At 69.4% G+C, this 26,606-nt stretch carries 22 protein-coding genes; 9 read left to right on the forward strand and 13 right to left on the reverse strand.

The annotated features are described in order from the left end of the window. Positions 1–35 precede the first annotated feature (35 nt). The 3 genes from G6O68_RS03005 to G6O68_RS03015 form a co-directional block, all read right to left on the reverse strand. Positions 36–791, reverse strand: a complete 756-nt coding sequence (locus G6O68_RS03005; RefSeq protein ID WP_206108004.1) for a BON domain-containing protein — start codon at positions 789–791, stop codon at positions 36–38. Between the two features lie 383 nt (positions 792–1,174). Further along, a complete protein-coding gene (locus tag G6O68_RS03010) occupies positions 1,175–1,492 on the reverse strand; it encodes a hypothetical protein (RefSeq protein ID WP_165244695.1) in 318 nt (105 codons plus the stop codon). 280 nt (positions 1,493–1,772) lie between these two features. Continuing rightward, positions 1,773–2,753: a hypothetical protein gene (locus G6O68_RS03015; protein ID WP_165244697.1), complete on the reverse strand. Its 981-nt coding sequence runs from the start codon at positions 2,751–2,753 to the stop codon at positions 1,773–1,775. Between the two features lie 315 nt (positions 2,754–3,068). Here G6O68_RS03015 and G6O68_RS03020 point away from each other — a divergent pair, with 315 nt between their 5' ends. After that, positions 3,069–3,479 carry a response regulator gene (locus G6O68_RS03020; RefSeq protein ID WP_165244699.1) on the forward strand — a complete coding sequence of 137 codons (411 nt, stop codon included), beginning with the start codon at positions 3,069–3,071 and terminating at the stop codon, positions 3,477–3,479. A gap of 26 nt (positions 3,480–3,505) precedes the next feature. Here G6O68_RS03020 and G6O68_RS03025 read toward each other — a convergent pair whose 3' ends face one another. The 5 genes from G6O68_RS03025 to G6O68_RS03045 all read right to left on the reverse strand — a co-directional run bounded on the left by G6O68_RS03025 (position 3,506) and on the right by G6O68_RS03045 (position 10,080). Further along, complete coding sequence (locus G6O68_RS03025; protein ID WP_165244701.1) at positions 3,506–4,099, reverse strand: Maf family protein; 594 nt, start codon at positions 4,097–4,099, stop codon at positions 3,506–3,508. Positions 4,100–4,119: 20 nt separating this feature from the next. Next, entirely contained in the window at positions 4,120–5,022 is a 903-nt protein-coding gene (gene hemQ / locus G6O68_RS03030; protein WP_165244703.1) for a hydrogen peroxide-dependent heme synthase, read from the reverse strand. Between the two features lie 92 nt (positions 5,023–5,114). Then, positions 5,115–6,611, reverse strand: coding sequence for a serine/threonine-protein kinase (locus tag G6O68_RS03035; protein WP_165244705.1), 1,497 nt, complete (start codon positions 6,609–6,611; stop codon positions 5,115–5,117). Between the two features lie 501 nt (positions 6,612–7,112). Next, complete coding sequence (locus G6O68_RS03040; protein ID WP_240911014.1) at positions 7,113–7,769, reverse strand: hypothetical protein; 657 nt, start codon at positions 7,767–7,769, stop codon at positions 7,113–7,115. A gap of 319 nt (positions 7,770–8,088) precedes the next feature. Continuing rightward, on the reverse strand, positions 8,089–10,080 hold the full coding sequence (locus G6O68_RS03045) for a YjhG/YagF family D-xylonate dehydratase (protein ID WP_165244707.1): 1,992 nt from the start codon (positions 10,078–10,080) through the stop codon (positions 8,089–8,091). A gap of 197 nt (positions 10,081–10,277) precedes the next feature. Between G6O68_RS03045 and G6O68_RS03050 the strand changes: the two genes are divergently transcribed. Continuing rightward, positions 10,278–10,751 (forward strand): four-helix bundle copper-binding protein, encoded by a 474-nt coding sequence (locus G6O68_RS03050; RefSeq protein ID WP_165244709.1) that lies wholly within the window; start codon positions 10,278–10,280, stop codon positions 10,749–10,751. Positions 10,752–10,788: 37 nt separating this feature from the next. Here G6O68_RS03050 and G6O68_RS03055 read toward each other — a convergent pair whose 3' ends face one another. Both G6O68_RS03055 and G6O68_RS03060 read right to left on the reverse strand, forming a co-directional pair. Further along, the gene (locus tag G6O68_RS03055) at positions 10,789–12,114 is read right to left on the reverse strand and encodes a DUF1501 domain-containing protein (protein WP_165244711.1); all 1,326 of its coding nucleotides are present in this window, start codon (positions 12,112–12,114) and stop codon (positions 10,789–10,791) included. A 31-nt stretch (positions 12,115–12,145) separates the two neighbouring features. Then, positions 12,146–14,665 carry a DUF1549 and DUF1553 domain-containing protein gene (locus G6O68_RS03060; RefSeq protein ID WP_240911015.1) on the reverse strand — a complete coding sequence of 840 codons (2,520 nt, stop codon included), beginning with the start codon at positions 14,663–14,665 and terminating at the stop codon, positions 12,146–12,148. Between the two features lie 152 nt (positions 14,666–14,817). Here G6O68_RS03060 and G6O68_RS03065 point away from each other — a divergent pair, with 152 nt between their 5' ends. The 3 genes from G6O68_RS03065 (at position 14,818) to G6O68_RS03075 (ending at position 16,238) form a co-directional block, all read left to right on the forward strand. Next, positions 14,818–14,967, forward strand: a complete 150-nt coding sequence (locus tag G6O68_RS03065; RefSeq protein WP_165244713.1) for a 30S ribosomal protein THX — start codon at positions 14,818–14,820, stop codon at positions 14,965–14,967. A gap of 166 nt (positions 14,968–15,133) precedes the next feature. Further along, positions 15,134–15,361 carry a hypothetical protein gene (locus G6O68_RS03070; protein WP_165244715.1) on the forward strand — a complete coding sequence of 76 codons (228 nt, stop codon included), beginning with the start codon at positions 15,134–15,136 and terminating at the stop codon, positions 15,359–15,361. A gap of 13 nt (positions 15,362–15,374) precedes the next feature. Beyond that, positions 15,375–16,238, forward strand: coding sequence for a hypothetical protein (locus G6O68_RS03075; protein WP_165244717.1), 864 nt, complete (start codon positions 15,375–15,377; stop codon positions 16,236–16,238). An 84-nt stretch (positions 16,239–16,322) separates the two neighbouring features. Here the strand turns inward: G6O68_RS03075 and G6O68_RS03080 are convergent, their stop codons facing one another. Then, positions 16,323–18,299 carry a hypothetical protein gene (locus G6O68_RS03080; RefSeq protein WP_165244719.1) on the reverse strand — a complete coding sequence of 659 codons (1,977 nt, stop codon included), beginning with the start codon at positions 18,297–18,299 and terminating at the stop codon, positions 16,323–16,325. A 452-nt stretch (positions 18,300–18,751) separates the two neighbouring features. Between G6O68_RS03080 and G6O68_RS03085 the strand changes: the two genes are divergently transcribed. Beyond that, positions 18,752–19,639: an NYN domain-containing protein gene (locus G6O68_RS03085; protein ID WP_165244721.1), complete on the forward strand. Its 888-nt coding sequence runs from the start codon at positions 18,752–18,754 to the stop codon at positions 19,637–19,639. Between the two features lie 173 nt (positions 19,640–19,812). Beyond that, on the forward strand, positions 19,813–21,063 hold the full coding sequence (locus tag G6O68_RS03090; RefSeq protein WP_165244723.1) for a serpin family protein: 1,251 nt from the start codon (positions 19,813–19,815) through the stop codon (positions 21,061–21,063). Here G6O68_RS03090 and G6O68_RS03095 read toward each other — a convergent pair. Both G6O68_RS03095 and tkt read right to left on the reverse strand, forming a co-directional pair. Further along, positions 21,038–22,018 (reverse strand): histone deacetylase family protein, encoded by a 981-nt coding sequence (locus G6O68_RS03095; RefSeq protein ID WP_165244725.1) that lies wholly within the window; start codon positions 22,016–22,018, stop codon positions 21,038–21,040. The genes G6O68_RS03090 and G6O68_RS03095 overlap by 26 nt on opposite strands. 31 nt (positions 22,019–22,049) lie before the next feature. Next, complete coding sequence (gene tkt, locus G6O68_RS03100; RefSeq protein ID WP_165244727.1) at positions 22,050–24,146, reverse strand: transketolase; 2,097 nt, start codon at positions 24,144–24,146, stop codon at positions 22,050–22,052. 233 nt (positions 24,147–24,379) lie between these two features. On the opposite strand from tkt, the gene G6O68_RS03105 reads away from it, so the two are divergent. Both G6O68_RS03105 and G6O68_RS03110 read left to right on the forward strand, forming a co-directional pair. Next, positions 24,380–25,309 (forward strand): ABC transporter ATP-binding protein, encoded by a 930-nt coding sequence (locus G6O68_RS03105; protein ID WP_165244729.1) that lies wholly within the window; start codon positions 24,380–24,382, stop codon positions 25,307–25,309. Further along, complete coding sequence (locus tag G6O68_RS03110; RefSeq protein ID WP_165244731.1) at positions 25,299–26,600, forward strand: ABC transporter permease; 1,302 nt, start codon at positions 25,299–25,301, stop codon at positions 26,598–26,600. The genes G6O68_RS03105 and G6O68_RS03110 overlap by 11 nt, the downstream gene beginning before the upstream one ends. Positions 26,601–26,606 lie beyond the last annotated feature (6 nt).

Here is a 26,606-nt window from a genome sequence, read left to right on the forward strand (position 1 = left end):
GTCGATCTCGCATCCGGGTCGTCGTTCAGGCCGACTCAGTAGGCGAAGATGCCGAACGGATACGGGGTGAAGAACGGCCGGGTGTAGTTCTTCTTGAAGTCCAGCCACCAGATGCCGTCGTCCCAGCGGAGAGTGACCGCCCGCCAGTCGAGGGGGACTTCCGGGTAGGGGTAGAAGGGGCCGATGTTCGGCCAGGCCTGCCAGGGGTAGGCCGTGGGGTAGCCGACGGCCGAGAAGTTCCCCGGAGGGGCGTAGCTGGGCCAGGCGTAGTTGGGCTGGTTCTGCACCACGCCGCCCGCGGCGCCGCCGGCGGGGCCTTCGGGCAGGGGGCTGCCGTCGTAGACGGGCCCGCCGGCGACGGGGCCGCCGACCATGCCGCCCATGCCTTCATTCACGCCGATCGGGGCGCCGCCGACGGGGCCGCCGCCGACCATGCCGCCGTGCCCCATGTGGCCGCCCATGGCGACCTGCTGCGGCACGTACTGGGCCGGGCGGACCGACCGGTCGCCGACCTGGATCTTGTCGACCACCCCCGTCACCCCGGCGACCCGCTGGGCGCGAGAGAGGGCCTCGGACTTGATCTCGGGGCTGCCGGCGACGCCGGAGAGCGTCACCAGGCCGCCCTGGGCTTCGATCTCGATCCGGGTGGAGGCCAGCGTCCGGCTGGTCCGCAGCGCTCCGGCGACCGAGTCGGCGACGACCTGGTTCGGATTGGTCGCCTGGCCCATCGCCATCGGGGCCGTCGCGGCCAGGAGACCGAGCACGGCTGAAATCCGTTTCAGTCCAACCATTGTGGGCAAGTCCTTCTCCCGCATGGATCCGACTCGACCTAAAGAAGGCGAACGGCGAGCGGGGCGTCGTTCGGGTCGGTGATCAATCCTTCGTGACGGTCTGCCGACGGCTCGAGGGATGGCGCACGAGGACGGGGGACCCCCGTCGTCGCGGACCATACGCCGAGACGAGACGGATCGAAGGACCGGCGGAACAAGGTGGGAGTCGGTGAGGGGGAGTCAGGATACGCCAGTCCGTCGATTCAGAACCTGATTCGCCGGAACTATGGCGCACGCTTTCGGGGTCGTCAAACGACCGCCAAAAAAAAAACGGGGCCGCGTGGCCCCGAGAGTTTCAAATTGTTGGCCTTTAAGCCTTTAGGGATGACCAAAAAACCAGAGGATCACGCCGCCTCGGGTTCGACGAGGGGACGCATGGGGTAAACGGCACCGGTATTGCTGTTTCCGATCGTCATGCCGATCAGGAGGAGCGTCATGGTCCCGCCGGCGAAGAGGGCGAACTCCGAGTCATGGCGACCGCAGAGGGCTCCCGAGATCCCGAGCCCGAACAGGGCTAGGATCAGACCGAACCGCCCCAGGCCGGACCAGCTCGATCCGTGCGGGGTCAGGCGGTGCAGGCAGAGGCACATGACCCCGCAGGTCTGGAAGAACATCACGAGCATCTCGAACACGCCGCAGAAGTTGAGATGAGAGATGGACATGGCCTGACAGGCTCCTTCCTTGGTTCCTGTTTCGGGTCGTCGGAGATGTGGCGGACTTTGCCGGATGAGATGATTCGGCGAAGTTTGCGTCCTGCCCTAGAGCACGCCGCGTACCAAAAGCCTCCGACGGCCGATTCCGTGCGAGAACGCCGGGGTGCAAGTCGGAAACTTGAGGAAAAAACGGCCCGGCGTCGAGATTCTCGACGCGGGCCTTGGCGTTTTTACAAGCGTTGCCGCTCGAAGCTTGCAGAAAGCTCCATATCAGGCTGCCGGGATCGTTTCAGCGTCGCTGGGTGGCACCGCGATTACTCGGGCTCTTGAACTCGGTGGGGCTGGAGATGTCCAGGACTCCCCAGCCCTTCTTCTCCTTGCGGACGGTGACGGTCCGCTGCAGCCAGCCTCCGTCGTCGAGCGTCTTCCGGATGGTCACGCCGAGGCGCCCGGTGCTCTTCACCTGATTGTCGCCGGCGTCGACGTAGCCGTCGAGCTTCGTGGCGAGGTCGTCCAGTTCCGTCTCGGAAATGCTCTCGTCGATGATGCGGGCGAAGAGTTCGCGATACTTGCCCCCCTCCTGATCGCTGTTGGCCCGCAAGGCGGTCGCCTCGGAGAGTCGGCCGCGATCCTTGTTCTTGATGGCGTGGAGGAACGCCTTGACCGCACCGTGGGCGGAGTTGGTGTCGCCGGGGTCGTTCGAACCCGCCGCGCCGCCGAGGCCGAGTCCTCCGGGGATGCCCGACGAGCCGTCCTCGCCGCCCCGGAAGCCGGGGCCTCGCGCGCCCATCTCGCCGCCGGGGCCGCCGGGGCCTCCCGGGAACCCCGGAGGCGTCATCAGGTCGCCGGCGCCCGGTTCCGGCGCGATCTCGCCCGCGGGTGCGGGGGCGGTGGCCCCGGGCGCGGGGGCCGATTCGGCCGGGGCGGCCGCGCCGGTGGCCATCGCCAGGAGCTCGGCCGTATCGGACTTGACGGCTCCGGCCGCGGCGTCCGGCGTCGGCGGGGCGGCGGCCACGGGCGCGGGCGCTTCTCCCGGCGCCGACGCGGCGGGGCCGGCGGGGGGCGTCGGGGCGGGGGCGGGAGCGGCCGCGACGGCGGCCGCCGCATCCTCGGGCGGTGCCGGTTCGGCGGGCGCGGCCTCCGCCTCGTCGGCCGCGGCCAGGTCTTCCGCGGACGGCTCGGGGACGTCGCCCCCGCCGCAGCCCGCCAGCCCCAAGGCCAGCACCCCCGAGAGTCCGAGGCCGTACAGCCAGGCGTTCCAAGGTCTCATGGCGTCCCGCCCTCCCCTTCGCGTCGATTTCCCGGCCGGGCGTCGAGTCGCGGCCCGGCCGCGATCCCCGCCCGTCCCCTGCCCCGAAATGCGGCCGAAGCCACGCTCGATTATGATCTCCCGCGGGGCCGCCGAAAAGGGGGCGACCCCCAATCTCCACGCCCGGCCCCGATCGTCCCGGATTTTCGACATGTCTTCATGCCGAGATCCTTTGACCCGTCCCCCCCGCCCCTTGCCTGTCCGACGGGCGCGGGCTAGACTGGAGTCGCGCCTCCTAGAGTCATCGTGCGCCGCCTCGACCCGAGAACCAACGCCATGAGCCCACAACAACGCACCATCCTTCTGGTCGACGACGACCACGAGATCGTCGAGTCGATGCGCACGATCCTGGAGAACCGGGGCTATCGCATCCTCGTCGCCCGAGACGGGAATTCCGGCCTGATGGTGGCCGAACGCGAGAACCCCGACCTGCTCATCCTCGACATGATGATGCCCAAGAAGAGCGGCTTCCTCGTCCTGGAGAAGCTCCGCAGCCGCCCCGGCGGCCTGATCCCCACCATCATGATCACCGGCAACGAGGGGAGCCGCCACCGCGCCTACGCCGAGATGCTGGGCGTGCGCGACTACATCCGCAAGCCGTTCGCGATGGAGAAGCTCGTGCGATCCATCGACAAGGTCCTCGGCGTCGCCCCGCGCACCGCCGGCGGCTTCGACGACGAGGTCTGACCCGCCCGGCCGTCCTGGCCGACGGCTCAGGGGATCTCCCACCCCAACTCCGCGAGGATGCCGACCAGGGCCAGCAGCGGCATGCCGGTGATCGCGGAATGGTCGCCCGACTCGATCCGCTCGAACAGGGCGACGCCCCCCTGCTCCAGCTTGTAGCTCCCCGCGCAGTCGAGCGGGGCGTCCCGAGCCACGTAACGCTCGATCGCCTCGCGGTCGAGCCTCCGCATCGTCAGCCGCGTGACGTCGGTATGGGCGAACCGGCGACCGGGGGCGATCACGACCATCGCCGTGATCAGCTCGTGGACCCGGCCCGACATCGCGGCGAGCTGGTCCACCGCCCGGTCGGCGTCGCCCGGCTTCCCGAGGATCCGGCCGTCGAGCGAGACGAGCTGGTCGCAGCCGATGACGACGGCGGTCGGCTCCGCTTCCGCCACGCTCTCGGCCTTGCGGCGGGCGAGCGTCTCGGCCAGGGCTCGGGGCGCAAGCCCCGCCCCCGCCAGGCTGGACTCGTCGAACGGCGGGGCGACGGCGAGGAAGGCGACACCCAGCCGCTCCAGCAAGGTGCGGCGATAGGGCGACGTGCTCGCCAGGATCAGGTCGGGCGTTCGGCTTCCGGTCATCTCGCGGCCCCCGCCCCGGTTCAGATCCGCAGGACTTCGACCAGTTCCCGGGGCGGGACGATGTAGCCGAAGTAGAAGTCGCCGAAGAGGGCGTATTTGGCGGAGCTTTCGTCGAACCGCATCGTGTAGACGATGTCTTTCAGGAAGAGCGGGTTGCGCGCCCAGAGGGTGACGCCCCACTCCCAGTCGTCCAGGCCGGTCGACGCGGTGATCACCTGGCTGACCTTGCCGGCGTAGGCCATACCGGATCGGCCGTGCTGGGCCATCAGCTCGGACCGCTGCTCGAAAGGCAGCAGATACCAGTTCTGCTCGCCCTGGCGCATCTTGCTCATCGGGTAGAAGCAGAAGCAGGGCCAGTCGGGGAACTCGGGATAGAGCCGATGCTGGTTCATCGGGCCGAGGCGCTCGGAGTACGAGGCCACCTTGGCCTGGAACATCGGGGACTCGGGGTCGAGCTTCTCGCGGTCGCGGAGGATCGCGGCGTACTGCTCGGCGTCGGGGACGTATTCCGAGACCTCGGTGATCGAGTAGAACGAGTACGACGGGGTGAGCGCCGGTCCCAGGAGCGAGGCGGCGAGCGCCGTCTGCACGCCGTGGATCGCCTTCAGGTCGGTGCCGGCCAGCATGACCCCGAAGTCGGCCTTGTGCCCGGGGACGGCGAAGCACTGGAGCTGCTCGACGCCCTCGGGCTTCGTGCCGAGGATCGCGACGAACTCCTCGCGGGCGCGGTCGAGTTCGTCCGGCTCCACGTCGAGGATGGCGTCCCGGTCGACGTGGTAGAAGAGGTGGAGGAAGTGCCACCCGGTCTCCGGGACGAGCGAGGCCGGGACCTGCCGGGGCGACGGCCTACGCCCGGGGCGCCCGGCGTCGGGGCTGGGCTCGGCGGTCTCGGCGGGGCTGGTCTCGGGCGTCTCCTGGGTCATGGCCGGTCCCTTGCGGTTCGCGTCTCGTCGTCGGGTCCAGACGGCGATTGTAGGCCGCGTCGGCCCCGCCCGGCAAGGCGGCCCCGCGGCGCTCAGGACTTCGACGCGGAGCGGACCGAGGACTTCTTCGGCTCCGGCGGGTGACAATGGTCGCACGGGGAGAGCCCCTTGGCGGCGGCGTCTTCGGGCCTGTCGATGGCGAAGCGGTTCGCAGGGGCCATCATCTTGACGTCGTCGCAAGTCGCCAGGTGATAGCGCTTGCCCTTCAAGTTGCCCACCAGGCCGTCGGCGTCGACGGCCGCCCTCCGGGCGGACGGCTTCGGTGGGGCGAAAGGGTTCGCGGGAGTGGGTGTGGCGGCCTCGACCTCGGCCGAGAGATCGACGAGGCCGATCGGCGCGGCCGTCGGGCGGTCGCCGGCCGGGCGCGCCGCAAGGTAGCCGACGAGCAGTCCGAGCGACGTCAGCGCCGCGCCCGCGACGAGCGCGAGGCCGGTCGGCTTACGACGAGCCTTCTCCGCGGGCCGCTCCTGGGTGCGGAGCCAGGCGTCCAGCTCGTCGGCGAGGGCGCGGGCGGTCGGGTAGCGATCCTCGGGCCTGGCGGCGGTCGCCTTCTTGCAGATCTGGACGAGGCCGGCGGGCACGGCGACGTCGACGTCGGCCCAGTCCTCGGCGGGGGGGGCGTCGTTCGCCCGGGCGGGCCCGTTCGGCGGGGTCCGGATGGTCGTGGCCGAGTGCGGCCGGCGGCCGGCCAGGGCCTCGAAGAGGACCACGCCCAGGCTGAAGACGTCGCTGCGCTCGTCGACCTGCCGGCTGTGGCCGAGGGCCTGTTCGGGGCTCATGTAGGCCGGGGTGCCGATCACGGCCCCGTCGCGGGTGAGGCTGGAGTCGAGGTCGGCGCGGCGGGCCAGGCCGAAGTCGATGAGGCGGGGCCGCATGAGGTCGTCGATCAGGATGTTGGCCGGCTTGATGTCGCGGTGGACGACGCCGTGCTTGTGGGCGTAGTCGACCGCGTCGGCGAGGTCGCGGATCAACTTCGCGGCGGGGAGGGGCTCGATCGGCTGATGGTCGAAGAACCACCAGAGCGGCCGGCCGCTGACGTACTGGTAGGCGACCCAGCAACGGCCCCTGTCGAAGCCGGAATCGTACACCGCGACGATGTTCGGGTGGTCGAGCCGGGCGGCGGCCCGAGCCTCGCGGAAGAACCGCTCCATCACGCGGTCGCTGGGGTTGGCCTGGCGGAGGACCTTGAGGGCCACGTCGCGGTCGAGTCGGGGGTCGTAGGCCAGGAAGACCTCGCCGAAGCCGCCGTCGCCGAGCCGGTCCCGGAGCTGAAACCGATTGAGGACGCCCAACGACCCCCGGGTCCAGGTCGCGATCCATTCGGAAGTCGCTTCGCGGTCCATCCTCGCGCCCTCGGTCACGTCGGTGGCGGCGTCCTGCTCTTGCGTTGGCCCGCTACTCAGTCCCAGCCGACTGTCCAACGCCTGACCGCAGTACGGGCAGGAGCCGCTCGGCGGGGTCTCGACGTCCTCGTCGATCTCGACGCTCCGCAAGCATCCCCGGCAGACGATCCGAACCGGAGGCTTCATTTCCCGGACTCCTTGGAACTCGGCTCGGGATCGCTCGAAGAACCGCGCGAGGCGTCCCCGCCCGTCGAGGGCGCGAGCGGCGGCTCGGCCGCCAACTCTCCGGGATAAAACCTAAGCGATCGCCCTGAGAAGGCGAACTGCTCGGGAGAAATGCCTGGCCGGGTTCATCCTCACGACGCCGAACGCGAATCGAGCTAAGGTGTTGGATCAAGGCCGGTCGGCGTCGCCGCCGTCCCCAAGGGAGGAGCGTTCGCCCGCGGGCTCGTCGTCGGTGGCCGCGGGGGCCGTCGCGAAAAGCCGACGGTCGGTGGTGGGCGGGCCACGCCATCGTTGCTCGCATGCCACGCATTCTAGATTCGTGGCACCCAGGCATCATGTGACGCCCTCATCCCAAAAAATGCGGATTCGGCTCCTGAAGGCGCAATAGAAAGAGCCGTCGCCCCTCGCGTGCAGCGGGGGACGACGGCTCGTGGGGGTCGGACGCGGTCGCGTCGGCGTCGGTCAGGGGCTCATGGAGGCCCCGGTCGACGGATTGACGGGCAGCACGGCCGGCGGGGCGTCGATGGCCGGGGGCCCGGCGCACCGGCGGAGGTGGTCCTTGTCGATGTAGACGACCTCGACCTTGTGGTCGACGTGGTTGAACGGGATCGGGTAGTCGGCCCAGTACAACTCGTCGTAGTACACCGTGCACTTGTAGTGGCAGTGGACGAGCTGGCAAGGTCCGGCGAGGGGATAGACCCGGCAGGGGTCGATCTTCTCGCCGATCTTCTCGATCAGGAACCGGACGTTGTTCCGCTGGGTCTCGTAGAAGACCGGCGAGCCGTTCTTGAACTTGGGCACCTTGTCCCAGACCTCCTCCTCGCTCGGGGGGTCGAGGCAGGCGGCGGGGGCGAAGTCGCCCGGGATCGGGTCGAGGATCGGCACCCGGCCCTCGGTCTCCTCGCGGGCCATGTCGGCCTCGAGGCGCTGCGACTGCGACGCGAAGATCGGCCAGGCGAACGACCAACCGGTCGGGTGCAGCGGCGAGATGTTGCGGAAGACGTACGACAGGCCGCAGCCGACGTGCGTGGTGCAGAGTGCGGCCGTGATGGCACCCATGGCGAGGCCGCGAACCCAGCGCGGGGTCTTATGGCTCAGGTGCCGCGCGGATCGGAACATGGTCTTATCCCCTCCTTGGGAACGTGCGCGAACACGCCGACGGGCGTTCCAGCCTCGCCGACCTACTGCGCCGGGATCGCTATCCTGTTCGAGCGGAGACGACCGATCGTTCCGGCGACTTCCTCATCGCGACCGGTCCATGTGGACTAGTTATCGTTCGCGGGCCGCATGGTCTGTTAGGAATTTCCGGATTCGCCCGGCGGATTCCCTCGACCTCTCCAACCCGCAGTCGATCGACCGTCTCACGTCACACAGTCCGGATCATCGGCCTTTTCGGCCCGGGAACTTAGGTCGTTCCGCCGGGGGCCGCGAAGGCCGCTCAGGCCTTCCCAAGCCGGAGGGCCTCGACGATCGCGTCGGCGTCGTAGACGCAGCCGCCCCAGACTCCGCCCGAGACCTCCTGGAGGGCCGCCCAGAGCCGGACGTCGTCGGGCAGGTCCGGGTCGGGCGACAGCAGCGGGTGGGGCGTGCGATCGGCCAGGATCCGGGCCCCCTCCTCCGCCCCCACGTCCTCCCCCTCGGCTCCGACCAGGTCCACGGAGCCTTCGAGCCGGACGCGATCCACGACGATTCGGATCAGGTCGCCGTCGCGGACCTTGCCCAATGGGCCCCCGGCCAGGGCCTCGGGGCTGATGTGGCCGACGCAGGCCCCGGTCGAGACTCCCGAGAACCGGGCGTCGGTCAGGACGGCCACCTCCTTGCCGAACGGCAGGTGCTTCAGGGCGGAGGTGATCTGATAGATCTCCTCCATCCCGGCCCCCACCGGCCCCCGGCCGACGAGCACCACCACGTCGCCGGCGCGGACGGGGATCGAGGCCTGGCCCTTGATCGCCGCGACGGCGTCGTGCTCGCGGGTGAAGACCCTCGCGGGGCCGAGCTTGCGGTAGACGCCGTCCGGATCGACCACGGCCGGGTCGATGGCCGTGCTCTTGATCACCGACCCGTGCGGCGCCAGGTTGCCGCGCGGGAAGGTGACCGTACTGGTCAAGCCGCGCTCTTTCGCCTGAGAGGGGCTCATGATGACGTCGTCGGGGTCCACCCCGTCCTCCCGATGCAGCCGCTCGCGCGAGCGCTTCCGCCGATCGCAGGCCTCCCACCAGTCGAGCAGTCGGCCGAGGGTCGTCCCCGAGACGGTGAGGACCGACTCGTCGAGCAGGCCGAGGCCCCGAAGATGCAGCATGACCTCCGGGACGCCCCCCGCGAGGAAGGCCCGGACGGTCGGGTGGTGGCTCGGGCCGTTGGGCAGGACGCTGACGAGGCGAGGGACGCGGGTGTTGATCTCGTGCCAGTCGCCGACGTCCGGCCGCCGCAGGCCCGCCGCGTGGGCGATCGCCGGGACGTGCAGGAGCAGGTTGGTCGAGCCGCCGAACGCCGCGTGCACGATCATGGCGTTGCGGATCGAAGCGTCGGTGAGGACGTGGCGCGAGGTCGTCGCATGACGTGCCAACTCAACGAGCGCGCGGGCCGAGCGTCGGGCCATGTCGCGCCAGACCGGCTGGCCTGAAGGCGCGAGGGCCGAATGCGGCAGCGACATCCCGAGCGCCTCGCCGACGACCTGGGCGGTGGCGGCGGTCCCCAAAAACTGGCAGCCGCCGCCGGGGCTGGCGCAGGCGCGACAACCCATGTCGGCGGCGGTTTGCAGGTCGATCTCGCCGTGGGCGTAGCGGGCCCCGATCGTCTGGATCTTCCCCGCGTCCTCGCCCGATCGCGGCGGCAGCGTGACGCCCCCAGGGACGAGCACGGACGGCAGCCGCGGCATCCCGGCCAGCGCCAGCATCATCGCCGGCAGGCCCTTGTCGCAGGTGGCCACGCCGAGCACCCCCTTGCGCAGGGGGAGCGAGCGGATCAGCCGGCGGAAGACCACGGCGGCGTCATTGCGGTACGGGAGGCTGTCCATCATCCCCGTGGTCCCCTGCGAGCGGCCGTCGCAGGGGTCCGAAACCATCGCCGCGAACGGCACCGCCCCCAGCCGCTTCAGCTCCTCGGCCGCCTCTTTGACCAGGAGGCCGATCTCCCAGTGGCCGGTGTGGTAGCCGAGCGCGATCGGCGAGCCGTCCTCGGCGCGGAGCCCGCCCTGGGTGCTGAGGATCAGATAGGGGTCGCGGGCGGTCTCGGACGGCGCCCAGCCCATCCCGGCGTTCTGCGAGAGGCCGAAGAGGTCGCCGGAGGGCCAGAGTCGGAGCATCTCGTCGGTCAGCGGGAGCGCACCCTGGGGCCCGTCGGAGGCCGTGGCGACCCCGTCCCAGTCGACGTCCGGCGACTCGACGACCTGTTTCCAGTCCGGGTTTTCCGACGACGTTTCGATCGACATAACCGCGTCCTCTGACGGGGGAGGTTTTCCGCGCGGGGCGCGCCTCGTCCCATCATGGCCTGGCGACGCGAGCCGTCACAACCCTGGGATTTGGCCGGAACGGTCCCTTGTTTGCAGGTTTCAATCGACGTGGTTCAGCCGAACCGCCCCCGGCCCTACGGTCGGGCCCTTGATCCATCACCGGAGGAGGAGGAACCATGGAGCGACGCGAAGTCCTGAGCCTGTTGGGCGTCGGCGCGGCCGGCGCGATGCTGAGCGGGACCGTCCGGGCGGGCGATGACGACAAGGACCACAAGGGCCATCATCACCCCGACCACGAGGACATGAAAGCGCATCACGAGCACATGAAGACGATGGGCGAGTGCGCCATCATCTGCAACATGACCGCCGCCCACTGCCTGAAAGAGGCCGTGAAGGAGGACTGCAAGCAGCGCGAGATGCACGCCAAGGCCGCGGCGATGACGAACGATTGCCAGACCTTCTGCGTCCAGGCCGTCACCCTGATGGCCCGCCACAGCCCGCTCGCCCCGCATGCGCACAAGGCCTGCGCCGATGCCTGCCGCGATTGCGCCGAGGCCTGTTCCCAGGGCGATGACGAGATGATGAAGAAGTGCGCCGAGATCTGCCGCGAGTGCGAGAAGGCCTGCCGCGCCTGCTGCGAGGCCGCCTGATCCGCGTTCCGCCGCGTCGCCCGCCAGACCCGCTCGATCAGAGCAGCTCCCGGGGCGGCGCGGCCCCGTCGACCAGCCGCAGCGGCCGCCCGTCGGGGGTCTCATACGTGTGCTTGGGATCGATCCCCAGCTTCGTATAAAGCACGTGCGCCAGGTCCGCCGGCGTGACAGGCTTCTCGATCGGCGAGTCCCCCTTGGCGTCGGTCCGTCCCAGGACCAGGCCGGCCGGGATCCCCGCGCCGGCGAGGAGCACGCTGTTGGCCCGACCGTGGTGGTCGCGGCCGGCGTTGGGGTTGATCTTCGGCGTCCGGCCGAATTCCCCCATCATGACGACGAGGGTGTCGTCCAGCAGCCCGCGTTCCGCCAGGTCGACGACCAGGGCGGCGAGCCCTTGATCGAGGGCCGGGGCCAGCGAGTCCCGGATCGTCGGGAAGTTCTGCGCGTGGGTGTCCCAGCCCAGCGGACCGGGGCCCCGGTCGTTGACCGTGACGAATGCGACGCCGGCCTCCACGAGGCGACGCGCCAGGAGGCACGACTGGCCGAACGTGTTCCGTCCGTAGCGATCGCGGACCTCGGGCTTCTCGTCCGCCATCCGGAAGGCGGCCTGAGCGGCGTCCGAGGTCATCAGGGTGTAGGCGCGATCCGAAAACTGGTCGCGACTCCGCGTGAGGGGCGTCGGCGGGACGTCGCGGGCGAAGTCGTCGAGGCTCTTGACCATCGAGCGACGCCGGAGCAGCCGTTCGAGCGTCAGCCGATCCGGCGGCGCGAGGTTGCTCACGCGGAACCCGTCCTGATTGGGATCGCCCGAGACGCCGAACGGGTCGTACGCCGGGGACAGGTAGCCGCTCATCGACGAGGAAGGCGGGTCGGGGATCGCGACGTAGCGGGGCAACAGACCCGCGCTCGCCTCTCGCCACTTCGCCACGACGCTGCCGTAGCTCGGGTAGACCTGCGCCGGCGCGGGCCGATACCCCGTCAAGAGGTGGTGCGAGGCCCGGTCGTGGTCGGCCTCGGGCGACGTCATGCTCCGGATCAGGGTGACGCGGTCGAGGACCTTCGCCAGGTTCGGCAGGACCTCGCTGACCTGGACGCCGGGGATCGTCGTGGCGATCGGGTTGAACTCGCCCCGGACGTCGGCGGGCGCGTCGGGCTTGGGGTCGAACGTGTCGATGTGCGACGCGCCCCCCGCCAGCCAGATCAGGATGCAGTTCTTCGCGCCGGCCGCGCCCGCTCCGGGAGCGGCGAGGGAGCGGAGGCGAAGCCCGTCCTCCAGGCCGAGGCCGAGGAAGCCGAGCGCGCCGGCCTTGAGGATCGCGCGCCGCGAAGGGCCCGAGCAGGTGATGGGTCGCGTCCTGGGCGTCATGGCCGGCCTCCCCGCGGGGATGTTCGATGGATCAGTGGTTGAACGCGAATTCTCGGGAGTTCAGCAGGGCCCAGAAGAGATCCTCGGCCGCTTCCCGGAGCGAGGCTGCCTGTTCCAGCTCGGTCGACCAGTGCGAGGACTCCTCGGCGGTCGGCGGTCGGCAGAGCGTGCGGTAGTAGAGGTTCTCCACCAGCTCCGCCGGCTCCAGATCCAACTCCAGCGCCGATGCCAGGTAGCCGTTGAGGCTCTCCACCTTGCTCTCGATCACGTCGCCGCCGATCAGGAGCAGCGATTGTTTGAGGCTGAGAGGGGGAGTCTGGACCGAGGCGCAGGTCGTCGTCCGGGGGCATCGGCCGAAGGCGTCGAGGATCGGGCTTTGCACGCCCGGGTCGGTCACGCGGATGGCCCGACGCGTCGGCGAGGCTCCCGGGAATCGGTTCGGCACGTCGGTCGCCTGCGCCAGGGCGTCGGCCATCTGGTGCGCGGAGAGGGGCCGGGGCGTCTGGTGCGAGAACCATCGGCCGTCCTTCTCGTTTCCGGGGACGGGGGCCGAGGACAGGCCGTAGGCCTGCGAGGTCGCCACCGTGCGGATCAGGTCCCGGAGGTCGAACTTCGTCGCGACGAACCGCGCGGCCAGGGCGTCGAGCAACTCGGGATGGACCGGCGGATTCGATCGGCTCATGTCGTCGGGCGGGTCGACGATCCCCCGGCCGAAGAGCTGCGCCCAGACCCAGTTGGCCGTGGCCCGAGCGAAGAACGGATTCTCCGGCGCGGTGATCCAGCCCGCGAGCGCGACGCGGGCGTCTTCGCCCTCGGCGATCGTCGTCGGCCGGCCGTCGAGCAGGCGGGGCGCGGCCGGTTCGCCGGTGCGGAGATGCTTCACCACGCCCTGGGGATCGACCCGGACGTCGGCCCGGCCGGCCATCATCATGCCGCCCATCCCGGGCCCCGATCGCGTCACCCGGGCGAAGAAGCCGGCGAGGCCGTAGTAGTCGTCCTGCGTCCAGACGTCGAACGGATGGTCGTGGCACTGGGCGCAGCGCATCCGAAGGCCCAGGAATCTCTGGGCGGTCTGCTCGGCGGCGACGGTGGGCTCCAACGCGTCGACCGCGTAATTCACCGGCCCGCCCGTTTCCACGTCGTTCGGATCTCCCAGGGCGGTCAACAGGGTGCGAACGACCACGTCCCAGGGGGCGTTCTCGGCCAGCCGGGCGTCGAGCCACTCCTGGTAACGGTAAGCCCCGTTCCCCTGCCTCGCCGCGCTGATCTGGAGCAGGTCGCCGAACTTGATCCGCCAGAATTGGACGAACTCGGGTCGGTCCAGGAGCCGATCCACGAGCGTCGCCCGCTTCTCCGGGTCGGGGTCGGCGAGGAACCGGCGGATCTCCTCGGGCGAGGGGGGCCCGCCAGTCAGGTCGAGGGTGATCCGCCGCAGGAACGCGGCGTCGCTCGCCGGCGGGCTGGGCGGGACCTTGAGGGCTTCCAACCTCCGGAGAAGCTGGTCGTCGATGAGATTCGACCTGGGCAGGGCCGCGAAATCGAACGCCAGTTGGGGATTGACCGGGGTCGAGAGCCGGACGGTCTCCACCCGGGTCCCGTAACGGACGACGAGATCGGCCTCGCCCCGACGCAGCAGCTCGGCGCGGCCGAGATCGTCGACGACGGCGGTGGAGTCGTCGAGCGACTTGTAGACGGCCTGGCGGGTGGCGTCGCGGCGACGGCCGTCGGCGTACTCGGCGAGGACCCGGAGCTGGCGGACGCCCGGCCCCGGCATCATCGCCGAGCCCGGCTCGATCACCAGCCTTGCGAGCGCCGCGGGAGCCTCGCCGAGCGTCCGGGGGGCCCCGGCGCGGATCCAGGCGACGAGCGTCTCGTAGTCGGACGAGCCGACCGCCAGCCGCCGACCGCCGCCGTGGGGGGCCTCGCCGGTCGCCTTCAGGACGACGAGGCTGCGTTCGGCGTCGAACGGCGAGATCCGCCGCCCGGCGACGTCGCGTGCCAGCGCGATGTGATCGCCGTCGGGGTCGTAGCCGAACAGCGAGAGATGGAAGCCGTTCTGGCCGTCGGCCTTGCCATGGCAGGCGCCGGTGTTGCAGCCGGCCTTGGTCAAGATCGGCTCGACGTCGCGGGCGAAGTCCCAGAAGCGGCGGCCGTCGCGGGGCTCGACGACGACGTGCGCCCGCCCTTCCACCCCGCCGGCCGAGGCGACGACCTCGACCGTCCCGGCGGCGATGGGGCGGACGTATCCGGCGTCCACCGAGGCGATCCCCGCCGGTTCGACCCTCCAGGACGGTTCGCCGACCGGTCCTTCGGGCCCGTTCCGGGTCGCCAGGAGTTGCACCCCCGGGGCGTCGGCCGCTATCGTGAAGGTCGTCGGGTCGATCGTGATCGTCCGCGGCGCGGGGGCGGATTCGGCCCCGACGGCTCGCGGAGCGACCGGAGGCGGCGACGGTGCGGCGGTCTCGACGACCGTCGGCGTCGATCGTCCGCAACCGGCGTGGGCGGCCAGCACGCAGGTCGCTATCATGGAACCGACCCGGCGGCGGGGCATGGGGCTGGTCTCCTTCTCCCGTCGCGAACCGAGACTCGACGTCCATTTGACAAACGTCGGATGGATTGTATCGTACGCGAGCTTCACGGCAAACGAAAAAATCCGAGGACGCGGCCCGGCGAGACCGGCGGGACGCGAGGGGAAAACGAACCATGGGCAAGGGCGACAGGCGCAGCAAGCGGGGCAAGACCTTCCGGGGCACGTTCGGCAAGAAGCGGCTCAAGGCCGAGACGGTGAAGAAGGCCAAGGCGGCGGCGGCCGCCGGCGCGGTCGCCGCCGAGCCGGCCACGGCGGAGGCCTGAGTCGGACCGATCGCGACGTCCGGACGCGGGGGCCCCCTCGCTTCCGGACGCCTTTTTCCGACGCGCGTCCTCGCCGGCCCGGTTCGGGTTGCGTGCGGTCCGCGATTTTGTTCCAGTCGAAGGAGACAGGGACGGCAACCAGGACGACGATCGAGGATCACGAGTCATGGCCAAGTTGCGCTTGCTCAAGACCGGACACGGCGACCTGACCCTCGCCGAGTGGGACAAGCAGCGGCCGGAGACCATCGAGGCCGCCGCCGCCCAGTTCGCGGAACACGTCACCCCCGGCCGCATGGCCTTCCGGCTCGACGGGCCCGGCCAGACCCGCCTCATCAAGCAGTTCGACGCCGCGGCGCCCGAGATCCTCATCGTCCCCGCCGTCCAGGGCGGCTGAGGGCCCCGCCGCGATGATCCGCACCGGCTATCTCCGCTGGGAGATCGACGTCGACGACGTCCACTGCCCGACCGACCCCTACTCGCGCGAGGTCGTCTTCCTCGCCCGGCCCACCCACCGGGTCGTCCGCGTGCGGACCACCAACCACGCCGACGCCGCCGCGCGCTTCGTCCGCGGCGAGGCCGCCTACGACAGCGTCCTCAAGACGCTCGACTCCAAGCGGGGGGAGGTCGACCTGACCATCCCCGACGTCGGCCCGCGACGCTTCCGCTACTCCGAGTCCGACCGGATGAAGATGCTCCGGTACTGGATGGAGAAGCTCCAGCGCGAGGCCGCGACCTTCGCCCATGAGGTCGTCGCAACGGCCTCCTCATTCACCCAGCTGGTGATCGCTAGCCAGGCCCTGCGCTCGGGCTACGCCAAGCTCGTCGAGAACGAGATCTTCCGCGTCATCGAGGGCAAGAGCCAGTCCCAGCCGACCTCGGAGGAGCCGATCCGCATCGACGCCGCCGATTATCAGCAGGGCGTCCCCGAGCTGGTGGCCGCCGAGCTGGTGCGCGACGTGGTCGAACCGAAGGAGTTCCACGAGTTCTGCCAGTTCGACTGCCTGACCGTTCGCAACGGCGACAAGTACTACCGCATCCCCCGCCGCCCCCACGGCCTGATCGAGGTGTGGGACGCCCAGACGAAGGCCGCGATCTGCCGACTCTGCGTCGTCTTTCAGGATCCGGGCATGCCCCCCTCGGATGAGGTGGTCATGAAGTACCTCCTCGCCAAACATCAGCCCGACCAGCTCTGGCAGACCGGAGTCCGCTTCGCCGCACCCAAGGGCCGGTTCGAGGTCACTCCCCCGAGGCGATGGTCCGTCGACTATTGACCGACCGGACGCCTTCGAAACGAAAACGCGTGGGGAAGCTTCCCCACGCGCCGAGATATCGAAACGACCACCGGGCGTCGGAACTCAACGCACGGTCTTCTCGGACTCCCGCGAGGCCTGCGGGGATGGGCTCGCGGCCGGCGCCGGAGCCGGCACCGGGACGGGAGCCGGGGCGGTCGTCGGGACGAGGACCTGACGGGTCACCGGAACCTGTCGGGCGACGTGCTGCTGCTGCATCGTGTAGGTCGTAACCGGGACCGTGTAGGGGACCGGGACGCAGACCTGGCGGGTGACGTTCTCGGTCACTTGCTTCTGCTGGGTCGTGTAGGTCGTCACGGGGACCGTGTAAGGGACCTGCGTCGCGACCTGGCGGGTGACGTTCTCGGTCACCTGCTTCGACTGCTGCTGATACGTCGTCACCGGCACGGTGAACGGGACCTGAGTCGCGAACTGCCGGGTGACGTTCTCGGTGACCTGCTTCGTCTGCTGCTGATAGGTCGTCACTGGGACGGTGAACGGCACCTGCGTCGCGACCTGCCGGGTGACGTTCTCCGTCACTTGCTTCGACTGCTGCTGGTACACCGTCACGGGGACGGTGACCGGGACCCTGACGGCGTACTGCTGCGTCGTCTCCTCGGTGACCTGCTTGTAGCGGGTGGTGGGGACGGTCTGGGTGCGCTGCTCGGTCGTGTAGACGGTCGTCGTGACCGGCACCGTCTCGCTGACCTGGGAGGCCTGCATGGTGGTCACCGGGACCTGGGTCGTGCGGACTTCCTGCGTCGGCGCGTTCTCGGTGACGCTGACGGGGACCATTTCGGTCGCCGTGGTGGGGACCTGGACGACGTTCTGGACCGGGACGGACCTGGTGCGGGTCTGGGCGACGTAGGTCGTCTCCGGGATCAGCCGGACGACCGGCTTGGAAACGTAGACGTGCTCGGTGGTGTAGGCGACCCGGCAGTCGCCGGAGATCGCGACGGGCGAGGCGAGGGCGCCGGCGAACAGGCCCGCGGACCCTCGGCCGCCGCAGTGGCCGCAGCCCCCGCCGAGGCTCAGGCGATGGCCGCACTTGTGCCCGCAGCCGTGCCCCCCTCCGATCGCCGCCCCGACCGCGTTGCCGCAGGGGTCGACGGCCGGGGACGAGGTGTAGACCGGGACGGTCCGGCACTCATAGCCCCCCTGCTCCTCGACGACCTGGCGGTTGACCGTCACCGGGACGTTCTCGGTGTAGGTCTGGTCGACGTAGCTGGTCTCGACCCGCGACGTCATGACCGTTTTGGTCTGGGGCTGGAGGATCGTCTTCGTGACCGGCTTCATCACGGTCACGAATTCCTGCCGAGCCTGCATCGTCGTGACCGGGTTGTAGACGGTCTTGGTCACGGTCTGGTTGACGGTCTGCTGCTTCGGGATGCTGACCGTATAGGTCTGCTGCACGTCCACGACCTCGGCCACCGTGCGCACGACCGGGACGGTCCGCGTGCGGTACTCGATCTTGTACTGAGTCTGATTGACCGTCACCGGGATGTTCTCGGTCACCGTGCGCGTGACCGGGACGGTCTCGGTGCGGTACTCCGTCTTGTACTGTGTCTGGTTGGTCGTGACCGGGACGCTCTCCACCACCGTGCGGGTGACGGGCACCGTCTCGGTTCGATACTCGGTGCGATACTGGGTCTGGTTGGTCGTGACCGGGACGCTCTCCACCACCGTCCGGGTGACGGGGACGGTCTCGGTGCGGTACTCGGTCTTGTACCGGGTCTCATTCGTCGTGACCGGGACGGTCTCGCAGATGGTCCGCGTGACGGGGACCGTCTCGGTGCGGTACTCGGTCTTGTACCGGGTCTCATTGGTCGTGACCGGCACCTGGACGCACTGGACGTCGTAGACGGTCTCGTAGGTGACCTGGGACTGCGGGGTCAGGACCGTCGTGGTCGCGGTGGCGACCGGGGCGGGGCCCTGGGCCGAAGCGTTCGGCCCGTCGTCGGCCTTCGCCGCGTGGGCCGAGGCCAGCCCCAGGATCAGTCCCGCCGCGCACGCGCGTCGGAACAAGGCTCGATCGGTTCTCATGCTGTCGTCTCCCGATGCGAAATGGAGGATGAGCGAGTCCCTTCGCCGCCGCGTAGGCCAGGGCACCCCTCCAGGTCCCCGATGACTCCCGAAATCTCGAACCTCGCAGGATCGTCAGATTTCCCAGAACTCGCAGACTTAGCAACATACGCGCCGAATGGTCGCTTGACCACAACCTAGTCCCTACGACCGACAGAGTCTCTTCTTATGCTGACGGAGCGAGGGCGTCCGGTCATGCCGATCGTGGCCACGGCGACCAGGAGGGGTCGATGCGGGCCGCGACGAGGACCCCCCGGTTTGCCGGCGTCGGGTTGAGGCGGAGGCAGATTTGCCGTAACATGAGCCGGTCTACGCGGGTGGGACGGTTCTCGAGCGGCCGGTGGGGCCGGAGGGGTCGCGTGAAGCCCGCCGGTTCCGATCCCCATCGTCGAAGCTCGCGAGCGTCGTCATCCATGTCTAAAACCGAGCATGAACGAGAGCGCAACCTGGCCGTCTTCATCGACCTGGAAAACCTGGCGATGGGGTTCCAGAGCCAGCGCAAGGTCAAGTTCGACGTGCAGAAGGTGCTCGAACGGCTGGTCGAGAAGGGCAAGCTGATCGTCAAGAAGTCGTACGCCGATTGGAGCCGGTACCCCAACTACACGGCCCCGTTCCACGAGTCGGCGATCGAGCTGATCGAGATCCCCAAGCGTTCGCAGACGGGCAAGAACTCGGCCGACATCCGCCTGGTCGTCGACGCCATGGACCTGGCCTGGAGCAAGCCCCACGTCGACACATTCGTGATCGTCTCGGGCGACTCGGACTTCTCGCCGCTGGTCTCCAAGCTCAAGGAGAACGGCAAGCACGTCATCGGCCTGGGGATGAAGGGGTCGACCTCGGAGCTGCTCCGCGACAACTGCGACGAGTTCATCTACTACGAGGACCTCGAGCGTCAGGAGCAGAACGAGCAGCAGCTCGCGATCGACCTGAACGCCTACCTCCCGGCCAACCTGAACGAGAAGCAGCGCGAGGTCTTCAGCCTGCTGGTCGAGGCCTGCTCGGCCCTCCGTCGCGAGAATCACGAGGTCCTCTACGCCTCGATGATCAAGGACACGATGAAGCGGAAGATGCCCTCGTTCGACGAGAGCTATTTCGGCTACCGCAGCTTCACCCACCTGCTGGAAGACGCCGACAACCTGGAGCTGGTGGACATCGAGCGCAACCCCAAAAGCGGCACCTACATGGTGACCCGCGTCAGCGGCGAGGGCGCGGCCGACGCCGGGCGTTCCACCGAGGTCGGGACGGCCCGACCTTCGGGCCCCCACCGCGGCCGGGGCGGGCGACACGGCTCGAATCGCTGATCGGCCCGGGAATTCCGCGGCCGACCCACGCGAGATCCTGGAAATCCTCGCCACTCGATCGTCATCCTGCATGAGAGGGAACGCAACGCCCCCCGGGCGACTCGTGTCGCCCGACGGCGGCCCTTCCCGATCTCCTGTTACGGTTCCGAGTCGAGTCGTCAGCGAGGATCAACATGTCGAGAATTCACCGAGGGCTGGCGGCCGCGGCCGCCGCCGTGATGGGCGTCGGGGGTACGGCCGCGGGGGTCGAGGCGAAGCCGGCGGCCCCCCCGTCTGAAGACGTCGTCGCGGCCGTCTCGCGGTTCACCGTCGACCTCTACAAGGCGGTCGCGATCGGCGGCGTAAACGTCTTCGCCTCGCCTCTGAACGTCGCCACGGCCGTCGAGATGACCGCCGCCGGGGCGAAGGGCGAGACGGCCGAGCAGATCGCCCGGACGCTCCACCTCGACGGCCTCGGCGAGGCCGCGCACGACGGGCTCGGCACCCTGGTCGACTCGGTGCGAGGGGCGATCCAGCCCGCCCCCGGCGGCGAGGACGACGGCAAATCGCCCGGCCTCTGGACCGCCAACGCCGGCTGGTTCGACGAGCGGGAGGAGATCCTGCCCGGGTTCGTCGACCGCCTCGAACGGTCTTATCACGCCAAGCCCCACCGGGTCGACTTCGCCCGCTCGCCCGACGCCGCCCGCGAGACGATCAACCAGTGGGTCGCCGATCAAACCCGCGACAAGATCCGCGACCTGCTCAAGCCCGAGCACGTCCGGCCCGGGACCTCGTTCATCCTCACGAGCGCCATCTACTTCAAGGGCCTCTGGACCTTCCCGTTCCGAGCCGAGGCGACGACCGACGAGACCTTCCAGGCTTCGAGCGGCCCCGTCCCCGTGAAGATGATGAATCAGACCGCGCCCCGACTTCCCTACTATGAGGACGACGAGGTGCAGGCGGCGTCGCTCCCCTACAAGGACGGGTCGCTGGCGATGCTGGTCGTGCTGCCGCGCAAGCCCGACGGCCTGGCCGAGCTGGAGGCGTCCCTCACCGCCGAAAAGATCGCGGCGTGGGGCGCGGGGGTGCGTCCCGGCCGCGTCAAGCTGAGTCTCCCTCGCTTCCGATCGACGGCCGAGTTCGATTTGAAGGAGGCGCTCTCGAAGCTCGGGATGCCGGCGGCCTTCGACCCGGCCCGGGCCGATTTCTCCGGGATCACCGGCGACCGGGGCGTCTACCTGTCGGCCGTCGTTCACAAGGCGTTCGTGGAGGTGGAGGAGACGGGGACCGAGGCCGCCGCCGCGACCGCGGTCGTCGGCGTCCGGAGCGCGGCAGTCGCGCCTTCGCGGGAGATCGTCTTCCGAGCCGACCGGCCGTTCCTCTACCTCATCCGCGACACGAACACGGGCGCGTGCCTGTTCATCGGCCGGATGAGCCGTCCCTGATCGACGTGGGGCCGGGGGCGCTGCGACCGGACATCGACGCAGCGATCCGGACCGTCTCGGACTGGATCGCCACCGTGTCGTTGATGTCCCGGGCGTAGCCCCCGGCCATGGCCGTCGCCACCGGCAGGCCGGCCTCGCGGCAGGCCTCGAAGACCAGGCGGTCGCGCGCGGCCAGGCCCTCGCGACTGAGCTTCATCCGGCCCAGGCGATCGCCGGCGTAAGGGTCGGAACCCGCCAGATAGATGGCCAGCTCGGCCTCGGATACCTCGATCGCCGTCTCCAGCGCCGGTTCGAGGGCGGCGAGATAGGCGTCGTCTCCGGTCCCGTCCTCAAGCTCGACGTCGAGCCGGCTCCTCTGCTTGCGGAGCGGATAGTTCCGCGCGCCGTGGATGGAGAACGTGTACACCTCCGGGTCGTCGGCGAAGATCGACGCGGTGCCGTCCCCCTGGTGGACGTCGCAGTCGATCACGAGGACGCGACGGCACAGGCGCTCGGCCTGCATGGCTCGGGCGGCGACGGCCGCGTCGTTGAAGACGCAGTAGCCCGCCCCGTGGTCGCGGAAGGCGTGGTGGGTGCCCCCGGCCAGGTTGAAGGCGACGCAGAGGCCGTCTGGCCGGGCGTCCCATCGCGCGAGCTCCCCCAGCACGGAGCGGGCCGCCTCGACCGTCGCCCCGCACGAACGGAGCGAACGCTCGACCAACTCTTGCGACCAGGGTAGGCCCATCTCGCGGACCTCCGACTCCGACAGCCGGCCCTCCACGACCCGCTCGTAATAGGCGGGGTCGTGGACCCGCAGGATCTCTTCGCGTGAGCACGCGGCGGGGACGTGCATCCGCTCCGGCGACACGATCCCCTCGTCGAGGATCCGACGCCGCAGCAGGGCGTACTTCGCGGCCGGGAACGAGTGGGTCGCGGGGAGCGGGAGCGCGAACTGATCCGTGTAGAAGACGTCCATCTCGGCCCCCGCCGTCGCGCCGTCGCAGTCGTCAGCGGCCGTTCTTCGCGAGCTGTTCCCTGGCGGCCTCGTAGACCCGGTCGACCGTGAAGCCGAACTGCGTCAGGAGGTCCTTCAGCGGGGCCGAGGCCCCGAACGACTTCATGCCGATCGTCGCGCCCTTGCGGCCGACGTACTTCGCCCAGCCGAAGGTCGACGCCTGCTCGACCGAGACGCGGGCGTCCACGTCGGGGGGCAGGACCTCGTCCTGGTAGGCCTCGTCCTGCTCCTCGAACAGCTCCCAGCTCGGCATGCTGACGACCCGGGCCTTGACCCCTTCGGCCTTGAGCTTCTCGAAGGCCCCGACGCAGAGCGAGACCTCGCTGCCGGTGCCGATCAGGATCACGTCGGGCTTGCCGTCGGCCGCGTCGGCCAGGACGTAAGCCCCCCTGGCGAGCCCGGAGGCCGGCGCGTACTTCTCGCGGTCGAGCGTGGGGATCGCCTGGCGCGTCATCACCAGGGCGACCGGCTTGTTGCGGAACGGGATGATCGTCCGCCAGGCCTCGACTACCTCGTTGGCGTCACAGGGGCGGACGACGACCAGGCCCGGGATCGCGCGGAGCGACGGCAGCTGCTCGATGGGCTGGTGCGTCGGCCCGTCCTCGCCCACGCCGATCGAGTCGTGCGTGAAGACGTAGATGACGGGGAGTTCCATGATCGCGGCCAGGCGGATCGGGGCCCGCCCGTAGTCGCTGAAGATCAGGAAGCCGGAGCCGTAAGGGCGGACCTTGACCGTCGACATGCCGTTGAGGATCGCCCCCATGGCGTGCTCGCGGATGCCGAAGTGGAAGTTCCGGCCGCCGTAGTTCCCGGCCTCGAACGAGCTGGCGTCCTTGATCAGCGTCTTGGTCGACGGCGCGAGGTCGGCCGCGCCTCCCATGAGCCAGGGCAGATTCTTGGCGACGGCGTTGAGCACCTTGCCCGACGACTCCCGCGAGGCGACGCCCTTGGGGTCGGCCGTGAACGTGGGGAGGTCCTTGTCCCAGCCGTCGGGGAGCTGGCGGTGCTGGATCCGGGAAAGCTCGTCGGCCAGCTCGGGATGCTTCGCCTTGTAGGCGTCGATCTTCCGGAACCAGGCGTCGCGAAGCTCCTTGCCGCGGGTGCCCATGCCGCTGCGGAAGTGCTCGTAGACGCCGTCGGGGACGAGGAACTTGGCGTCCTCGGGCCAGCCGTAGAACTTCTTGGTGAGGCGGATCTCGTCGTCGCCCAAGGGCTCGCCGTGGGCCCCGCTGGTGTCCTGCTTGTTGGGCGACCCCCAGGCGATGTGGCTGTCGACGATGATCAGCGTCGGCCGGTCGTTGCAGTGGAGGAAGGCGTCGTAGGCCCGCTCCAGAAGCTGCAGGTCGTTGGCGTCGCCGACGCGGACGACGTTCCAGCCGTAGGCCATGAACCGCTCGGCGGCGTCGTCGCCGTAGGTGAGCTCGGTGCTCCCCTCGATGGTGATCCGGTTGTCGTCGTAGATCCAGCAGAGATTCGAGAGCTTCAGGTGGCCGGCGATCGAGGCGGCCTCGTGGGAGATCCCCTCCATCATGTCGCCGTCCGAGCAGATGGCGTACACGTTGAAGTCGATCAGGTCCTCGAACCCGGGCTGATTGTAGCGAGCCCCCAGCCAGCGCTGGGCGATCGCCATGCCGACGGAGTTCGCCACGCCCTGGCCGAGCGGGCCGGTGGTCGTCTCGACGCCCGAGGTCAGGCGGTACTCGGGATGTCCGGGGGTCGAGCTTTCGTGCTGGCGGAAGTTCTTGATGTCGTCGAGCGAGACCGAGGGCCTGCCGAGCGTCTCGTACTTCTCGTCCACGGCCTGGACTTCGGCCAGGTGGAGGAGCGAGTAGAGAAGCATCGAGGCGTGGCCCGCCGACAGGACGAAGCGGTCGCGGTTGGGCCAGACCGGGTCGGACGGATCGTAGCGCAGGTGCTTCTGCCAGAGGAGATAGGCCACGGGCGCGAGGGCCATCGGAGTGCCGGGATGGCCCGAGTTGGCCTTCTGGACGGCGTCCATCGCGAGCGTGCGGATCGTATCGATGCACGTCTTATCCATCGGGTCGTCGACGGCGCTGACGGGCTGCTTCAGGTTGGCGGGGGAAGACATGCCTCGGGAGACTCCTACATGCTCCGCGGCCGACGCGCGACGGAGACGCTTCTCGGATCGATTCGTACAGTCCCCCATAGACTAAAGTCCCCGGGCGGGTGGCACAATGGACGTTCGCGACGGCCGGCCGCCGGCCCGCAATACTCGCGAGGATCCGACGAACCCTCTCCTGACGTCGGGCCGCCCGCGACTCGCGGCCGAGATCCCCTGCCTCGAAACAGAGTGGAGACCTCATGACAGCGGCGATTGCGATCCGAGGGGCCACCAAGCGATTCGGGAGCGTCACGGCGGTCGACCGCCTCGACCTGACCGTGCCGCGGGGCTCGCTCTACGGCTTCATCGGCCCCAACGGGTCGGGCAAGACCACCACCCTGCGGATGATCATGCACATCATCCTCCCCGACGAGGGGGAGATCGAGGTCCTGGGCGTCCGCGACACCCGCGCGGCCCACGACCGAGTCAGCTACCTCCCCGAGGAGCGAGGCCTCTACAAGCGGATGACCGTCCGCCGACTGCTCCGCTACTTCGGCTCCCTGAAGGGCGCCCGCCAGCCCGACCTGGATCGCGACATCGTCCATTGGCTGGAAGTCATGCGTCTTCCCGAATGGATCGACAAGCGCGTCGACGCGCTGTCGAAGGGCATGGCGCAGAAGATCCAGTTCATCGCGTCGGTCCTGAACCGGCCCGAGTTGCTGATCCTCGACGAGCCGTTCTCCGGGCTCGACCCGGTCAACGCCGAGGTGCTGACCGACGCGGTGCTGGAGCTTCGCAAGGCGGGGACCACGGTGGTCTTCTCGACCCACGACATGGCCGTCGCCGAGCGGCTCTGCGACCGGATCTTCATGATCTACAAGGGGCAGAAGGTTCTCGACGGGACCCTCGACGAGATCCAGGCGCGCTACGGCTTCGACACGATCCGCGTCGCGTCCGACGCCGGCCTCGACGCCTTCGACGGCCTCGGCGGGATCCACGAGGTCCACGACCGGGGCAACTTCCAGGAGGTCCGCTTCCAGGGCGATCCCCAGGACCTCCTGCGGACCTTGATCGACCGCACCCGGATCACCCGGTTCGAGATCACGCGGCCCTCGCTGCACGACGTCTTCGTCCGCATCGCCGACCCCCAAGAGGAATCCAGCCTGGAGGCGCCGATCCATGCCGCTTGACCTTCACAAGATCGGGGTGGTCGCGGGCGCGGAGTTCTCCTCGTCGGTCCGCACCAAATCGTTCCTGATCAGCCTGCTGGCGCTCCCGCTCATCATGGGAGGGTCTGTCCTTCTCCAAGTTTTCATGGGGTCGCAGGTCGACACGAAGCCGCGACGGTTCGTCGTGATCGACGACGCCCAGGCGTTCGCCCCGACGATCGCGAAGGCCGTCGAGGGCTACAACTCCCAGCTCGACGCCGCCGGCGGCAAGGCCTCGCTGCCTCGGTTCCTGCTGGAGCCGGTGCCGACCGCCGAGGCAGACGCGGCCGCTCGGGCGCTCGCGCTCTCGGATCGGGTCCGCAAGGGGGAGCTGGACGCCTACGTCGAGATCGTCCCCGGCGGCGAAGGCCCCGAGGCCGCTCCGAAGATCCAGTACCACTCCAACAACCCCAACGACGACCTCCTCCGGCGATGGGTGACGGAGACGGTCAACGCCGAGGTGCGGGCGCGTCGGTTCCGCACGGCGGGGATCGACCAGGCGGTGGCCGAGCGCCTGAGCCGGCCGGTCGCGACCGAGAACCTCCAGCTCGCCGAGCGCAACGACGCCGGCGCGGTGCGCAAGGTTGACCCGGTCCGGACGATGGCGCTCCCGGCGGTCCTCCTGTTCACCGTGTTCCTGGTCGTGATGACGAGCGGGCCGCAGCTCCTGAACAGCGTGATCGAGGAGAAGATGAGCCGGATCAGCGAGGTCCTGCTCGGCTCGGTCTCCCCGTTCGACCTGATGATGGGCAAACTTCTGGGGAACGCGGGCGTGGCGATGCTCCTGGCCAGCCTCTACCTGGGCGCCGGCTACGGCGTGGCGGTCTACCACGGCTACGGCGACGTGATCTCGCCCGGCCTGCTGGCGGCTTTGGTCGGCTTCCTCTTCCTCGCCGTCTTGCTATACGGCTCGCTCTACATGGCCATCGGCGCGGCGTGCAACGACCTGAAGGACGCGCAGTCGCTGATGTGGCCGGTGATGGTGCTCTCGATGCTCCCCGTCTTCACCTGGACGGCGGTGCTCAAGAACCCCGCGAGCCCCATGTCCGTCGGCATGTCCCTCTTCCCGCCGGCGACGCCGTTCCTCATGCTGATGCGGATGGCGATGCAGCCCGCCCCGCCCGCCTGGCAGGTGATCCTCGGCGTCGTCCTGGCGACCGCCACCGCCCTCTTCTGCGTCTGGGCCGGCGGCCGGATCTTCCGGACGGGCCTGTTGATGCAAGGCAAGACCCCGACCCTCACCGAGATGGCGAAGTGGGCGGTGAAAGGTTGAGGCGGG

The sequence above is a fragment of the Paludisphaera soli genome, assembly GCF_011064595.1.
In the GTDB taxonomy this organism is placed as follows: Bacteria; Planctomycetota; Planctomycetia; order Isosphaerales; family Isosphaeraceae; genus Paludisphaera; species Paludisphaera soli.